This is a genomic window from Actinomadura sp. KC345, from assembly GCF_004348515.1.
GTDB lineage: Bacteria > Actinomycetota > Actinomycetes > Streptosporangiales > Streptosporangiaceae > Spirillospora.
This window is the reverse complement of sequence record NZ_SMKH01000068.1, coordinates 1-14,346: the sequence shown is the minus strand read 5'-3', so window position 1 is coordinate 14,346 and position 14,346 is coordinate 1. Positions and strand designations below refer to the sequence as shown.

The 14,346-nt window shown below is 74.2% G+C and carries 12 protein-coding genes; 1 reads left to right on the top strand and 11 read right to left on the bottom strand.

What is annotated here, in order from left to right:
• Positions 1 to 26: 26 nt before the first annotated feature.
• The 9 genes from murC to E1281_RS14030 form a co-directional block, all read right to left on the bottom strand.
• Entirely contained in the window at positions 27 to 1,436 is a 1,410-nt protein-coding gene (gene murC, locus E1281_RS14070) for a UDP-N-acetylmuramate--L-alanine ligase (protein ID WP_131878155.1), read from the bottom strand.
• Positions 1,433 to 2,527 (bottom strand): undecaprenyldiphospho-muramoylpentapeptide beta-N-acetylglucosaminyltransferase, encoded by a 1,095-nt coding sequence (gene murG / locus E1281_RS14065; protein WP_131878153.1) that lies wholly within the window; start codon positions 2,525 to 2,527, stop codon positions 1,433 to 1,435. Before murG ends, murC begins: the two co-directional genes overlap by 4 nt.
• A 142-nt stretch (positions 2,528 to 2,669) precedes the next feature.
• Positions 2,670 to 3,926 carry a putative lipid II flippase FtsW gene (gene ftsW / locus E1281_RS14060; protein WP_131878151.1) on the bottom strand — a complete coding sequence of 419 codons (1,257 nt, stop codon included), beginning with the start codon at positions 3,924 to 3,926 and terminating at the stop codon, positions 2,670 to 2,672.
• Positions 3,927 to 3,930: 4 nt separating this feature from the next.
• Complete coding sequence (gene murD / locus E1281_RS14055; RefSeq protein WP_131878149.1) at positions 3,931 to 5,379, bottom strand: UDP-N-acetylmuramoyl-L-alanine--D-glutamate ligase; 1,449 nt, start codon at positions 5,377 to 5,379, stop codon at positions 3,931 to 3,933.
• Complete coding sequence (gene mraY / locus E1281_RS14050) at positions 5,361 to 6,419, bottom strand: phospho-N-acetylmuramoyl-pentapeptide-transferase (protein WP_131878147.1); 1,059 nt, start codon at positions 6,417 to 6,419, stop codon at positions 5,361 to 5,363. Before mraY ends, murD begins: the two co-directional genes overlap by 19 nt.
• On the bottom strand, positions 6,416 to 7,813 hold the full coding sequence (murF, locus tag E1281_RS14045; RefSeq protein ID WP_131878145.1) for a UDP-N-acetylmuramoyl-tripeptide--D-alanyl-D-alanine ligase: 1,398 nt from the start codon (positions 7,811 to 7,813) through the stop codon (positions 6,416 to 6,418). Before murF ends, mraY begins: the two co-directional genes overlap by 4 nt.
• On the bottom strand, positions 7,810 to 9,345 hold the full coding sequence (locus tag E1281_RS14040) for a UDP-N-acetylmuramoyl-L-alanyl-D-glutamate--2,6-diaminopimelate ligase (RefSeq protein ID WP_131878143.1): 1,536 nt from the start codon (positions 9,343 to 9,345) through the stop codon (positions 7,810 to 7,812). The genes murF and E1281_RS14040 overlap by 4 nt, the downstream gene beginning before the upstream one ends.
• Positions 9,346 to 9,426: 81 nt before the next feature.
• Positions 9,427 to 11,622, bottom strand: coding sequence for a penicillin-binding protein 2 (locus E1281_RS14035; protein ID WP_131878141.1), 2,196 nt, complete (start codon positions 11,620 to 11,622; stop codon positions 9,427 to 9,429).
• Between the two features lie 34 nt (positions 11,623 to 11,656).
• Positions 11,657 to 12,070 (bottom strand): hypothetical protein, encoded by a 414-nt coding sequence (locus tag E1281_RS14030; RefSeq protein ID WP_131878139.1) that lies wholly within the window; start codon positions 12,068 to 12,070, stop codon positions 11,657 to 11,659.
• On the opposite strand from E1281_RS14030, the gene E1281_RS14025 reads away from it, so the two are divergent.
• Positions 12,060 to 12,482, top strand: a complete 423-nt coding sequence (locus E1281_RS14025) for a hypothetical protein (RefSeq protein ID WP_131878137.1) — start codon at positions 12,060 to 12,062, stop codon at positions 12,480 to 12,482. The two genes, E1281_RS14030 and E1281_RS14025, sit on opposite strands and share 11 nt — an antisense overlap.
• On the opposite strand, the gene rsmH is transcribed toward E1281_RS14025, so the two are convergent.
• Positions 12,466 to 13,446 (bottom strand): 16S rRNA (cytosine(1402)-N(4))-methyltransferase RsmH, encoded by a 981-nt coding sequence (gene rsmH / locus E1281_RS14020; RefSeq protein WP_131878135.1) that lies wholly within the window; start codon positions 13,444 to 13,446, stop codon positions 12,466 to 12,468. The two genes, E1281_RS14025 and rsmH, sit on opposite strands and share 17 nt — an antisense overlap.
• A 241-nt stretch (positions 13,447 to 13,687) precedes the next feature.
• Positions 13,688 to 14,119 (bottom strand): division/cell wall cluster transcriptional repressor MraZ, encoded by a 432-nt coding sequence (gene mraZ, locus E1281_RS14015; RefSeq protein ID WP_131878133.1) that lies wholly within the window; start codon positions 14,117 to 14,119, stop codon positions 13,688 to 13,690.
• Between the last annotated feature and the right edge of the window lie 227 nt (positions 14,120 to 14,346).

The following is a 14,346-nucleotide window of genomic DNA, read 5'->3' as shown; positions in this document are numbered from 1 at the left end:
GTCCCGGACGGACCGGCGCGCACCGCTCACTCCCCCGCGAGGCGCTCCAGGACGAGCGGGCCGAGCTGGGTCACGTCCCCGGCGCCCAGGGTGATGACGACGTCGCCGGGCCGCGCGAGCGAGGCCGCGATGCCGGGCACCTCGTCGCGGACGGGCGCGTAGACGGTCTCGGTGCCCGCGGGGACGGCGTCGGCGACGAGCGCGCCGGTCACGCCGGGCTCCGGGTCCTCCCGGGCGCCGTAGACGTCCAGGACGACGGCGGCCTCGGCGAGGCCGAGCGCCGCGCCGAACTCGGCGGCGAAGAACCGGGTGCGGCTGTACAGGTGGGGCTGGAAGACCGCGACGATCCGGCCGCCGCCCTCCTTCTCCCCCAGGTAGTCGCGGGTGGCGTCCAGGTCGGCGGTCAGCTCGGTCGGGTGGTGGGCGTAGCTGTCGAACACCTCGACGCCGCCCGCCTCGCCCTTGCGCTCCAGCCGCCGCATCGCGCCGCCGAACGCGGCGAGGCCGGCGCGGACCGGCGCGTCGTCCAGGCCGAGGGCCTGCGCGACCGCGACCACGGCGGCGGCGTTCAGCGCGTTGTGCCGCCCGGGGACGCCCAGCGCGACCTCGCCGACCCCGCCGATCTCGAACCGGGAGCCGAGGCCGCGCGGGGTGAATCCGGTCACCCGCAGGTCGGCGCCCTCGGCCTCCCCGTAGGTGCGGACGGCCAGGCCGCGCGCCCGCGCCCGTTCCGCCAGCTCCATCGCGACCGGGTCGTCGGCCCCCGCGATGAGCGTCCCGCCGGGTTCGACGCGGTCGACGAACTTCGCGAAGTTCTCCTTCACCTGGTCGAAGCCGCCGTAGTTGTCGAGGTGGTCGGCCTCGACGTTGGTGACGACCGCGATGTGCGGGGTGTACATGAGGAAGGAGCCGTCGCTCTCGTCGGCCTCGGCCACGAACACGTCGCCGGTGCCCTCGTCGGCGCCGAGGCCGGTGGTGACCAGCTGCCCGCCGATGCAGTAGGACGGGTCGGCCCCGGCGTGCTGGAGCGCGACCGTCAGCATCGAGGTCGTGGTGGTCTTGCCGTGCGTGCCGGCGACCGCGACCGCCCGCCGGCCCGCCATCAGCGAGGCGAGCGCGGCGGAGCGGTGCAGGATCCGCAGGCCGCGCTCGCGGGCGGCGGCCAGTTCCGGGTTGGCGTCCCGGATCGCGGTGGACACGACCACCGTCTCGGCGTCGCCCAGGTGGGCGGCGTCGTGCCCGACGAAGACCTTGGCGCCGAGGTCGCCGAGCTGGGTGAGCAGCTCGGAGTCGCGGGCGTCGCTGCCGGACACGGCGAGACCGCGCCGGAGCATGATGCGGGCGATGCCGGACATCCCGGCGCCCCCGATCGCGATGAAGTGGACCCGGCCGAGCTCGCCGGCGGGCACGATGTCGCGGGGGTCGATCAGGCTCATCGCTCGGTGCCCGCCGAGCGGACCACGTCGTAGACCATCCGGGCGAGCGCGACGTCGGCGTCCCGCCGGCCCATCCGCCCGGCGGCCTCGGACATGTGCGCGACCCGGCCGGGGTCGGCCAGCACCGGCAGGACGTTCTGCACGATCCAGTCGGGGGTGAGGTCGGCGTTGTCGACGAGCATGCCGCCGCCGGCCTCGACGATCGGCTCGGCGTTCAGCCGCTGCTCGCCGTTGCCGATCGGCAGCGGCACGTACACCGCGGGCAGCGCGACGGCGGCCAGCTCCGCGCACGTCATCGCGCCGGCGCGGCACATGGCCATGTCGGCGGCGGCGTAGGCGAGGTCCATCCGGTCGCAGTACGGGATCGTGACGTACTGCGGGCCGCCGGACACCGGCTCGGGCTCCTCGGTGTTCTTCGGCCCGACGATGTGCAGGACCTGGATGCCCGCCTGCCGGAAGGCCGGCGCGGCGGCCACCGCGGCCTGGTTGAGGGACCGGGCGCCCTGCGAGCCGCCGAAGATCAGCAGGGTGGGCAGGTCGGGCAGCAGGCCGAAGTAGGAGCGGGCCTTGTCGCCCAGGGCGAGCCGGTCGAGGGTGGCGATCTCGCGGCGGAGCGGGATGCCGACGAACGTGGGGTTCGGCAGCGGCGAGTCGGCGTGCGAGACCGCGACGTGCTCGGTGAAGCGCGCCCCGAGCTTGTTGGCGAGGCCGGGTTTGGGGTTGGCCTCGTGGACGATGATCGGCACCTTGCGCTTGCGCGCGGCCAGGTAGCCCGGGGTGGCGACGTAGCCGCCGAACCCGACGAGGATGTCGGCCTGGGCCTGGTCGAGGACGGACGCCGCCGCGTTGATCGCGCCGCGCAGCCTGCCGGGGACCGACAGCAGCTGCGGGGTCAGCGTGCGCGGCAGCGGCACCGGCGGGATCAGGGCGAGCTCGTAGCCGCGCTGCGGGACGAGGCGGGTCTCCAGGCCCCGCTCGGTGCCGAGGCAGACGATCCCGGTGTTCGGGTCGTTGCGGCGCAGCGCGTCGGCGAGTGCCAGGGCGGGCTCGATGTGTCCGGCGGTGCCGCCGCCGGCCAGGACAACCCTCATGCTGGTTGACAACTCCTCAGCGTGTTCGACTTGTCGGGTGCCGCGCGTCCGGCGCGTGGGCGCGCTCGTGGACGCGGCGTCTCCGGCACCCCGGAGGGGGCGGAGTCAATCTGGGGGGACCCCCCGACCCCCCGGAAGGGGTTCAACGCCGTGCCAGACCCAGCCAGCTTAGAGCCCTCACGACCGGTCCGGGACCCCGTGCGGAGAGTGCTTGCCGCGCGCCGGGCTCGCGTTTGGCGAAAGCGAGCAGCATGCCCAGCGCGAACAGGCTCGGAATCAGGGCCGAACCGCCGTAGGACACCAGCGGAAGCGGGATCCCGGTGATGGGCAGGACGCCGATGACGGCTCCGATGTTCACGATGGCCTGGACCACCAGCCACGCCGTCGCGCCCGCGGCGGCGAGCCGGGTGAACGGGTCGTTGACCCGGCGGGCGATCCGCAGGCCCGCGTAGGCGAGCAGCCCGACCAGGGACAGGACCACCAGGGTGCCGACGAGGCCCAGCTCCTCCCCCACGATCGCGAAGATGAAGTCGGTCTCGGCGTGGGGCAGGTAGTCCCATTTGGCGCGTCCCTCCCCGAGGCCGGTGCCGAACAGGCCGCCCGACCCGATCGCGTACAGGCCCTGCATGCCCTGGTAGCTGCTGGTGAGCCGGTTGCCGGAGGGGTCGAGGAACCCGGTGAGGCGCGCCATCCGGTACGGCTCGACGACGATGAGGATCGACACCAGCAGGCACACGAGCCCGGCGATGCCGATGAACAGCCGCCCGGGAGCGCCGACGACCCACAGCAGGCCGAGGAAGATGGCCAGCAGGACCAGCGTGGTCCCGAGGTCGCTGCCCAGCATCACCAGCAGGACCAGCACGCCCGCCCCGGGCATCAGCGGGACCAGCAGCGGACGCCATTCGGTCAGCTGCTTCAGCCGCTCCTTGCGGGCCAGCAGGTCGGCGCCCCAGAGCACCAGGGCGAGCTTGGCCAGTTCCGACGGCTGGATCTGCACCGGCCCGAGGTCGATCCAGCGGGTGGCGCCGCCGGCGCTGCGGCCGAGCCCGGGGACCAGCACCATCGCCAGCACGACGATCGAGAGCAGCAGCATGGGGTAGGCCAGCGCGCGGAACGTCCTCACCGGCAGGCGGGAGGCCAGCCACATGCCGGGCAGCCCGATCGCCATCCACAGGGCCTGCTTCTGGAACAGGGTGAAGGCCGAGCCCGTCGCCTGGAGCTGGCTGACGCTGGACGCCGACAGCACCATCGTCAGGCCGAGCGCCAGCAGCATCACCGTGCAGCCCAGCACCAGGTAGTAGGACGTCAGGGGACGGTCGAGCAGCCCGATGGCGGCGACCACCTGCTCGCGCGGCCCCGGGCGCCCGCCGTCCTCCTCCACGGCCGGTTCGGCGGCCATGCCTCTACCGGGGGCTCCGGGGGCCGTCCCCCGGGTGGGGACCGCTGCCGGCGAGGCGTTCGACGGCGGCGATGAAGGCGTTCCCGCGCGCGGGGTAGTCGGCGAACATGTCGAAGGACGCCCCGACGGGGGCGAGCAGCACGGTGTCCCCCGGGCGCGCGAGCCCCGAGGCTTCGTTGACGACGCGGTCCATGGCCCCAGTGTCGGTGTCGGGAACGTCCACGACGGGGACATCCGGGGCGTGTCGCGCCAGTGCCTCGGCGATCCGGTGCCGGTCGCGTCCCATCAGCACGACGCCGCGCAGCCGCCCGGAGCACGTGCGCACCAGGTCGTCGACGTCCAGGCCCTTGAGGAGGCCGCCGGCGATCCACACGACCGGCTCGTAGGCGGCCAGCGACGCGGCGGCGGCGTGCGGCTGGGTCGCCTTGGAGTCGTTGACGTAGGTGACGCCCGCCACGTCCGCGACGTGCTGGATGCGGTGCGGGTCGGGGACGAACGCCCGGAGGCCGTCGCGGACGGCCTCCGGCGGCACGCCGAAGGCGCGGGCGAGGCCGGCGGCGGCCAGTGCGTTGGCGACGTTGTGGGGCGCGTACGGGCGGACGTCGGCGAGCGCGGCCAGTTCGGCGGCCTCGCGCGCCGGGTCGCCGGTGAACGCCCGGTCGACCAGCAGTTCCTCGACGACGCCGAGCTCACCCGGGCGCGGCGTCCGGAGCGTGAAGCCGACCCGGCGCGCCACTCCGGAGGCGCGGTCGGCGAGGGCCGCGGAGGTGTCGTCGTCGGCGTTGTAGACCGCGACGCACCCCGGGGCGAAGATCTTGGCCTTGGCGTCCACGTAGGCGTCCATGGAGCCGTGCCAGTCGAGGTGGTCGGGCGCGATGTTCAGCACTGCGGCCGCCGCCGGTGCGAGCGAGCCGGACCAGTGCAGCTGGTAACTGGACAGCTCCACCGCCAGCACGTCGTACGCCCCGGCGACGGCGTCGACGATCGGCGTGCCGACGTTGCCCACCGCGAGGGCCTTATGGCCGGCGGCGGTGAGCATGCGGGCCAGCATCCGGACGACGGTGGTCTTGCCGTCGGTCCCCGTGACGGCCAGCCACGGCGCCGCGTTCGCGGGGCGGAGCCGCCAGGCCAGCTCGACCTCGCCGATGATCTCGATGCCGGACGCGGCGGCCGCGGCGAGCAGCGGCACGTCCGGCCGCCAGCCCGGCGAGGTCACGACCAGGTCGGTGCCGTCCGGCAGGCCCTCGCCGTCGCCGAGCCGGACCGCGATGCCGCGCGCCTCCAGCTCGGCGGCGTGCCCGCGCTGCTCCTCGCCGTCGCGGGCCTCCACGACGGTGACGCGGGCGCCGAGCCCGGCCAGGGCGCGGGCGGCGGACCGCCCGGACACACCGGCCCCGGCGACGCAGACGGATCGGCTGTCAAAGCGGCGGTCGCTCAACTCTTCGGCATCCATTCCAGGTAGAACAGGCCGATGCCGATCGCGACGAACAGCGCGGACATCAGCCAGAAGCGCACGACGATCGTGGTCTCGGCCCAGCCGGACAGCTCGAAGTGGTGCTGCAGCGGGGCCATCTTGAACACGCGCTTGCCGGTCAGCTTGAAACCGCCGACCTGGATCATCACCGACAGGGTGATCATCACGATCAGCCCGCACAGGATCGCGAGCAGGAACTGGGTCCGGGTGAGGATCGCCAGGCCGACCAGCACGCCGCCGAGGGCCAGCGAGCCGGTGTCGCCCATGAAGATCTTCGCGGGCGGGGCGTTCCACCACAGGAAGCCGAACACGCCGCCGAGCACGGCCGCGGCGACCACCGCGAGGTCGAGGGGGTCGCGGACGGTGTAGCACTTGGGGTCGAGCGCGAACTCGCAGCTGTTGCGCAGCTGCCAGTTGCCGATGATCACGTAGGCGGCCAGCACCATGCCGGCCGGGCCGGCGGCGAGACCGTCCAGGCCGTCGGTGAGGTTGACGCCGTTGGACATCGCGGCGATCAGCAGCAGCGCCCAGATCACGAACAGGTACGGGCCGATCGGGGGGCCGAAGTCGCGCAGGAACGACAGGCTGTCGGCGGCGGGGGTGACCTGGTAGCCGTTGGGGAAGTTGAGCGACCCGACGGCGAACACGACGCCGACGAGGATGATGCCGATCATCTTGGCGCCGCTGCGGAGCCCGAGGCTGCGCTGCTTGAACACCTTGATGTAGTCGTCCACGAACCCGACGAGGCCGAGACCGGCCATCAGGAACAGCACGAGGAGGCCGGAGATCGTCGGCACGGTCTGGTTGAACAGGTGCGCCACCGCGTACCCGACGAGCGAGCCGACGATGAAGACCGTCCCGCCCATCGTGGGGGTTCCGCGCTTGTTGAGGTGGGCCTCGGGACCCTCGTCGCGGATCATCTGGCCGTAGCCGAGCCGGTTGACGATCCGGATCCACGCCGGAGTGCCGAGCATCACGAAGATGAGCGCGGCCCCGCCGGCGACGATGATGTTGGTCATCGGGCGTCCTCCGCGAGGATCGCCTCGGCCACCCGTTCCAGCCCCGCCACGCGGGAGCCCTTCACCAGCACGACGTCATGCGGCGCCAGCCGCTCGCTGAGCGCGGCCACCGCCGCGCCGACGTCATCCACCTGCACGCACTCTCCCGTCCATGACCCCACCTGCCCGGCCCCGTCCGCCATCGCCGCCGCGTTCGCTCCGACGACCACGAGGCCCGCGACCCCGCCGCGCGCCGCGTGCTCCCCGATCTTGGCATGTTCCGCGGCGGACGAGGCGCCCAGTTCGGCCATCTCGCCCAGCACCGCGAACGCCCGGCGGCCTTTCGCCATGTGGGCGAGCACGTCGAGCGCGGCACGGGTCGAGTCGGGATTGGCGTTGTAGGCGTCGTTCACGACCGTCACGCCGTCGGCCCGCTCGGTCACCTCCATCCGCCAGCGGCTGACCGGATCGGCCTGCGAGAGGGCCTCGGCGATCCCGGCGGGCGCCAGCCCCGCCGCTCGGGACGCCGCGGCCGCGGCCAGCGCGTTGGGGACGGAATGCGAGCCGTGCAGGCGCAGCGCGACCGGCGCCGAGCCCTCCGGCGTGACGAGGGTGAAGCGGGGCCGGCCCTGCGCGTCGAGCGTCTCGTCCTCGGCGCGGACGACCGCCTCCGGGGACCGGCCGAAGGTGACGACCTCGCCGGGCGTGCGCGGCGCCATGGCGGCGACCAGCGGGTCGTCGGCGTTCAGGACGGCGGTGCCGCCCGGCCGCACGGCCTCCACGATCTCGCCCTTGGCGCGGGCGATGTTCTCCCGGCTGCCGAACTCCCCCACGTGCGCGGTGCCGACGTTCAGGACCACGCCGACGTCGGGCGGCGCGATCCCGGTGAGGTAGGTGATGTGGCCGATGCCGCGGGCGCCCATCTCCAGGACGAGGTGGCGGGTCCCGACGTCGGCGCGCAGCACGGTGAGCGGCAGCCCGATCTCGTTGTTGAACGAGCCGGGCGGGAAGACGGTGGCGCCCGCGCGGCCCGCGAGCTGCCCGATCAGGTCTTTGGTGGAGGTCTTGCCGGCCGAGCCGGTGACCGCGATGACGGTCACGTCCGGCAGCCGGTCCAGGACGCCCCGGGCCAGCCGCCCGAGCGCCTCCTGGACGTCGGCGACGACCACGCACGGGCCGGCGGCGCCCCCGGTCTCCACCGGGCGCTGCGCGAGCACCGCGGCGGCGCCGGCCGCGAGGGCGGCGGGCGCGAAGTCGTGCCCGTCGGCGCGCTCGCCCTTCAGCGCCGCGAACAGCGCCCCGGGCCCCGCCTCGCGGGAGTCGATGACCACGGGACCGCTCACCACGGCGTCCGGGGGCCCGTGAACGGTGCCCCCCGTGATCTCCGCGATCGTCGACAGCGGAAGTGGGATCACGCCTGCGCCCCGTCCCCTCTTGTCCCTCGTGCACGGCGCCGGAGCGCCTCGCGGACGACCTCGCGGTCGTCGAACGGCTGTACCTCGCCCGCCACGTTCTGGCCCTGCTCGTGGCCCTTGCCCGCGACGACGACGACGTCGCCGCGCCGGGCGCGGCCGACGGCCAGCGCGATCGCGGCGGCGCGGTCGGGCTCCACGACGATGTGCGCCCGCTCGGGCTGCGGCACCTTCAGCCCGCCCTCGACCATAGCGGCGAGGATGGCGAGCGGATCTTCCGACCTCGGGTTGTCGCCGGTGAAGTACGCGGTGTCGGCGAGGCGGGCGGCGGCCTCCCCCATCAGCGGCCGCTTGCCGCGGTCGCGGTCGCCGCCGCAGCCGAGCACGACGGTGAGGTCGCCCTCGGTGACGGGCCGCAGCGCCGACAGGACGGCCTCGACCGCGCCGGGCTTGTGCGAGTAGTCGACGAGGGCGACGAAGTCCTGGCCCTCGTCGACGCGTTCCAGCCGCCCGGGGACGCCGGGCAGCGACGCGACCCCGCGGACGGCGGCCTGGAGCGGGATCCCCGCCTCGACCAGCGCGACGATCGCGGCGAGCGCGTTGGCGACGTTGAACGGGCCGGCGAGCCGGACCTCGGCGTCGGCCTCGATGCCGCCGGGCCCGACGACGCGGAACACGCTGCCGTCGGCGCCGACGCGCACGTCCTCCGCCCGCCAGTCGGCCGCCGGGTCGCCGGACGCCGAGAACGTCGTCGCCGGCACGGTGGCGATCTCCAGGAGCTCGCGGCCGTGGTGGTCGTCGAGGTTGACGACGCCGACGCGGGAGTACTCGGGCGTGAACAGCCGGGCCTTCGTGAGGAAGTAGTCCTGCATGGTCGGGTGGTAGTCCAGGTGGTCCTGGGACAGGTTCGTGAACACCGCGACCTCGAACGCCGCGCCGCCGACCCGGCCCTGGGCGAGGGCGTGGCTGGAGACCTCCATCGAGGCGGCGCCCACGCCGCGCTCGCGCATCATCGCCAGCAGCGCGTGCAGGTCGGTGGACTCGGGCGTGGTCAGCGCGCTCGGCACCGTCTCCCCCGCCACCCGGATCTCGACGCCGCCGACCAGCCCGGTCTCGATGCCGGCGGCGCGCAGGCCCGCGTCCAGCAGGAAGACCGTGGTGGTCTTGCCGCTGGTCCCGGTGACGCCGATGAGCGTGATGTCGCGTCCCGGCTCGCCGTACACCCAGGAGGCCGCGTCGCCGAGCCGCGCGCGGACGTCGGGCACCACCAGGACCGGCAGGCCCGTCGCCGCCGCCCGGCCGTACCCGTCGGGGTCGGTGAGGATCGCCGCCGCGCCCGCGGCCGCGGCCTGGGCCGAGAACTGCGCGCCGTGTGCGCGCGCGCCGGGCAGCGCGGCGTAGACGTCGCCGCGCCGCACCGCCCGCGAGTCGTGCGTGATGCCCGAGGCGGACACCGCGTCCCAGCCGGTCTGCTCGATCCCGAGAAGCGCCGCGAGTCCGTTCAGCGGACGGGCCGGACTGGTTGTGGGACGCATGGTGTTTCTTTCGGTGCGGACGGAACGGGACTGCGGGGACACGGGTGGTGGACTCACAGGCGAGGAGGGTACTCGCTGGCGTCAGTCCCGGGCGTGGATCTGGACGATCGGCGGCCGGCTCCCCGTCGGCGGGATCTTTTCGGACTGCAGGGCGAAGCCCATCACGTCCTTGAAGACCGGTGCGGCCGCATCGCCACCATAGTGGCTGCCCCGCTTGGGGTCCTGCAGGACGACCTGGACGACGAGCTGCGGATCGTCCGCGGGGGCGAAGCCCGCGAACGACGCGATGTAGCCGCCGCCGTCGTAGCAGCCGCAGCGCGGGTTGACGATCTGCGCGGTGCCGGTCTTGCCCGCGACGCGGTACCCCTTGATCTGCGCCTTGGGCGCCGTGCCCTCGTCCGTCGTCACTCCCTCCAGCATGTCGCTGATCTGCCGGGCGGTCGACGCGCCGATGACGCGTTTGCGCTGCGGCGCCTGCGACGGTGTGAACGCGTCGTCCTCGCCGACGGTGCCCGCGACGAGGGTCGGCTTGACGCGCACGCCGCCGTTGGCGATGGTCGCGTAGACGCTGGCCATCTGCACCGCGTTGACCGAGACCGTCTGCCCGAACGCGATCGGGTACCGGTCGGTGCCCGACCACTGGGAGGGCGGCTTCAGCAGCCCGGCCGTCTCCCCCGGCAGCGGCAGGCCGGTCGTCTCGCCGAACCCGAAGTCGCGCAGCGTCTGGTAGAGCTGCTGCCCGCTGACGCTCTCGCTGGCCATGATGGTGCCGACGTTGCTGGACGTGGCGAGCACGCCCGCGAAGGTGAGCCGCTCGGTCGGGTGCGGGTGCGAGTCGCGGAACACGACGTCGTACTTCTTGATCTTGTCGGGGACGGTGTAGGGCGTCTTCGGGGTGACCCCGCCCTTCTCCATGACCGCCGCGGCGGTGACGACCTTGCCCGTGCTGCCCGGCTCGAACGCCTCCTGCACCAGCGGGCTGCCCCACAGCGAATTGTCCGATTCGCCGTACCGGTTCGGGTCGAACCCGGGCGCGGAGGCCATCGCGAGCATCTCGCCGGTGCGCGGGTCCATGACGATCACGCTGCCGCTCTTGGCGCCCGACGCCTTGACCTGCTTCTCGATCGCCTCCTGCGCCTTGAACTGCAGGTCGCGCAGCAGCGTGAGCCGCACACCGCGGCCGGGCTCGGAGGGCCGCTTCTGGTCCTTGCCCATCGGGATGTGCTGGCCCTCGGGGCTGATCTCCACCCGCTGCCAGCCCGCGCGCCCGGAGAGCACGTCGTTCATCGAGCTCTCCAGCCCGGCGGCGCCCTTCCCCGTGTCGTTCACGAACCCTATGACGCTCGCGCCCAGGGAATCGTTGGGGTACTCGCGGCGGTACTCCGGCAGCGTCCCGATCCCGGGGAGGTCCCATGACGTGATCAGCCGTGCCTGGTCCGGCCGGACGCCGTGCGCCAGGTACACGAACCGGGTGTCGGTCTGGCTGATCTTCTTCATCAGCGCCGCCGGGTTCAGGCCGAGCGTCGGGGCCAGCGCGTTGACGACGGGCTGGCGGGTGTCCGCCGCGATCAGCGACGGGTCGGCGTAGATCGCCCGCGCCTCCACCGTCATGGCGAGCGGGTTGCCCTGGGCGTCCGTGATGTCGCCGCGGGTCGCGGGAAGCGTGATCTTCTGCAGCCGCTGCTGCATCGCCTGCTCGCTGTACTCGCCGGACTCGATCGTCTGGAGCTGCACGAGCCGCCCGGCGAACAGCGACAGCACGAAGGCGATGACCAGCAGCGCGACGTTCAGCCGCTTGAGCGGGTCGCGCCGGTGGAACGGGGGGCGCGTCCGCGGAAGGCGGCCCGAGCCTTCGCCGGAGCGCCGACCGCCGCCCGCGCCGCTCTTGGCGGATCCCTTCGGCGCCGGTTTCTCCTGCGCCGCCGGCCTCTTCTTCTGCGCGGGCCGCTTCCGCGCCGGCTTCCCGGCGGCCGTGCCGCCGGTCTCCGGTCTCTCGCGCCCCGGCCCTTCGCGGGCGCCCTCCGTGCGCGGGACGGGGCTCATGGCGCCGCGCGCGGGACGGCGGCCGGCGCCGCCCTTCGCACCCGGACGCCCCGCGCCGTCGGACCTGCCGCCCGGAGGGCGCGGGGAGCCGCCGGAAGGGCGCCCGGAGGCGCGCGCCGCGCCCGGGCCGCTCCTGTCGTCCCGCCCCGCCGAGCCGCGGGGGCCGCGCCCGTCCGAGCCGCGTTTCCGGCCGGGCGGCGGCCCGGCGGTCCCGCGTCCCGGCGGTTTCGTCACCGTGTCACCCGCTCCCCGATGTGGTCGTGCCCGCTCACGGGGCTCCGTTCCCCGTCCCGGCGCCCTGGCCGGCCCCGCCGCCGGTTCCGGGCGGGACGCCGTCGCCGGGCACCACGGTCCCGGGGACGCCGACCACGCCCGCGGCGCCCGCCGACGCGGCCGCGGCGTGCGGGACCGGGCGGATCCCGCCGTCGCTGGGCCGGCCGCTGCCGGTGTCGAAGAACGCCGGGTCCTCGGCCTTCTTCATGCCGAGGCTCTTGGCCTTGTTCGACAGCTCCTCCGGGGAGCCCTCGCGGGCGATCTGCTCCTCGTACGCCTGGCGCTGCTGCTCGAGCTGCTTGTTGCTCTGCTGCAGCCGCGTCAGCGTGAACGCGTCCTGCGCGAGGACGGTGTTGAGCAGCAGCAGGCTCACCAGCGCGCCGCCGAGCAGCCCGACGATGAGCAGCACGAACGGGGTGCGCGGCGGCGCCTGGGCGCGCCGCGCCGCCGCCGGGCGGGACCGGGCGGCGGCGGTCTTCGCCCCGCTCTCCGCGGTCTTCGCCGCCCGCGTCGTCTTCGCGTTGGCGGCGCCGGCCGCGGTCTCGGCGGGCCTCGTCCTCGTCGCCGCGCCCTTGGCGGGCGCGGCCTTGCGCGCGGGCGCGGCCCTCGCGGACGTGCCCTTCGCGGACGTGCCCTTCGCGGACGTGCCCTTCGCGGACGTGCTCTTCGCGGACGTGCCCTTCGCCGGCGCGGCCTTGGCGGGCCCGCTCTTCGCGGTGGCGGGTGCGGCGGCGTCCGCCGGGCGCTTCCGGGGCCGCTTCTTCGGCGCCCCGGCCGGCGCCGGCGGGCGCCTGCTCGTCGTGGTCATGTCGCCTCCCTGACGCGCTCGGCGGCGCGCAGGCGCACCGATCCGGCCCGTGGGTTGGTCGTGGTCTCCTCGTCCGACGGCAGCTCGGCGCCGCGCGTCAGGAGCCTGAACCGCGGCTCGTGCTCGGGCAGCGGGACGGGCAGGTCCGGCGGCGTCGTGTCGGCCGCCTGCGCGGCGAGGACCTGCTTGGTGATGCGGTCCTCAAGGGAGTGGTAGGACAGGACGGCGATCCGGCCGCCGACCGGAAGCGCGTCCAGGGCGACGGGCAGGGCCCGGCGCCAGGTGTCCAGCTCGCCGTTCACCTCGATGCGCAGCGCCTGGAAGGTGCGCTTGGCCGGGTTGCCGCCGGTGCGGCGCGTGGCGGCCGGGATGGAGGTCCGCACCAGGTCGGCGAGGCGGCGGGTGGAGTCGAGCGGGGCGCGCTCGCGCTCGCGGACGATCGCCGAGGCGATCCGCTGGGCGAAGCGCTCCTCGCCGTACTGGCGCAGGATCCTGGCGAGTTCGGCGGGCGGGTAGCCGTTGACGACCTCGGCGGCGGTGAGCCGCTGGGTGGTGTCCATCCGCATGTCGAGGGGGGCGTCGTGGGAGTAGGCGAAGCCGCGGCCGGTCTCGTCCAGCTGCGGGGAGGAGACGCCGAGGTCGAACAGGGCCGCGTCCACCGCGGGGACGCCGAGGCGGCGCAGGATCCCGGGGATCTCGTCGTAGACGGCGTGCTCCAGCGTCACCCGGTCGCCGAACCGGGCGAGCCTGCGCTCGGAGCGCTCCAGCGCGGCGGTGTCGCGGTCGAGCCCGATCAGGCGGAGCTCCGGGACGGCCCGCAGCATCGCCTCGGCGTGACCGCCCATGCCGAGCGTGGCGTCGAGGTAGACGGGCGGGCGGCCGGTGACGGCCTCCGCCGCGGGGGTGAGGATCGCCAGTACGCGACCGAGCATGACCGGTACGTGACCGGCCCCGGCCGTGTGGTTGCCCACGTCCATGTTCCACCCCCTGTGCGGCCACCTAGCTCGCGGACTTGTGGCGTCGCCGGATCGGATGACCGTTTCGTGCCCCCGGCGGCGGCCTCGCCCGGCCAGGTCCCCATCCGCTGCCCTGACGATCCGCGTGGTGCGCGGGGGGTCGCCGTCTGGCGCCGGGGAAGCTGCGCCAGCTGGCTCGGAGAGCGGCTGGAGACCTGGCCGAACGTGGGCCAGGCCGGTCATCGGACCGACGGGTCGTCTCTCAGAGGATCCCTGGCAACACCTCCTCCGAGACGTCGGAGAACGTCTCCTCCTCCTGCTCCAGGTAGGTCTCCCATGCCTGCGCGTCCCAGATCTCCAGACGCGTGTTGGCACCGATGACCGTGCAGTCGCGGGTGAGCCCCGCGTACCTGCGCAGCTGAGGAGGAATCGTGACGCGGCCCTGCTTGTCGGGGACCTCGTCGGAGGCGCTGGCGAAGAAGACCCGGCTGTAGCTCCGGACCGCCTTCTCGGTGACCGGCGCGGCGCGCAGAGCCTCGGTTATCCGCTGGAATTCCGCCATGGGGAAGACGTACAGGCAGCGCTCCTGGCCCTTCGTGATCACCAATCCCCCCGACAGCTCCTCGCGATACTTCGCCGGCAGGAACAGCCGTCCCTTGTCGTCCAGGCGCGGCGAATGGGTGCCGAGGAACACCGGCCCCACCTCCCGCGCCGCATGAGGCGCTACTGCTCCCCACGGCGCCCCACTCTACTCCACTCTTCCCCACCGTCAACAATGAAAACACGTTCCACACATCGGGGTCGCGGACGAATACGCAGGTCAGAAGGGGTGGGGGCGAGTGGGGCCCCGCGCGGCCGGGTCCGCGCGCCGTGGCGCCGGGGACGCGGGCACCGGCGGTTCCGGCGGTCGCCGTGGTGTCG

What these genes read in the sequence shown, in the direction of transcription:
- murD (WP_131878149.1), bottom strand. Translation starts at nt 5,379, where the DNA reads ATGGATGCCGAAGAGTTGAGCGACCGCCGCTTTGACAGCCGATCCGTC.
- E1281_RS14040 (WP_131878143.1), bottom strand. Translation starts at nt 9,345, where the DNA reads ATGCGTCCCACAACCAGTCCGGCCCGTCCGCTGAACGGACTCGCGGCG.
- mraY (WP_131878147.1), bottom strand. Translation starts at nt 6,419, where the DNA reads ATGACCAACATCATCGTCGCCGGCGGGGCCGCGCTCATCTTCGTGATG.
- ftsW (WP_131878151.1), bottom strand. Translation starts at nt 3,926, where the DNA reads ATGGCCGCCGAACCGGCCGTGGAGGAGGACGGCGGGCGCCCGGGGCCG.
- murG (WP_131878153.1), bottom strand. Translation starts at nt 2,527, where the DNA reads ATGAGGGTTGTCCTGGCCGGCGGCGGCACCGCCGGACACATCGAGCCC.
- rsmH (WP_131878135.1), bottom strand. Translation starts at nt 13,446, where the DNA reads ATGGACGTGGGCAACCACACGGCCGGGGCCGGTCACGTACCGGTCATG.
- murC (WP_131878155.1), bottom strand. Translation starts at nt 1,436, where the DNA reads ATGAGCCTGATCGACCCCCGCGACATCGTGCCCGCCGGCGAGCTCGGC.
- E1281_RS14025 (WP_131878137.1), top strand. Translation starts at nt 12,060, where the DNA reads ATGAGCAGCACGAACGGGGTGCGCGGCGGCGCCTGGGCGCGCCGCGCC.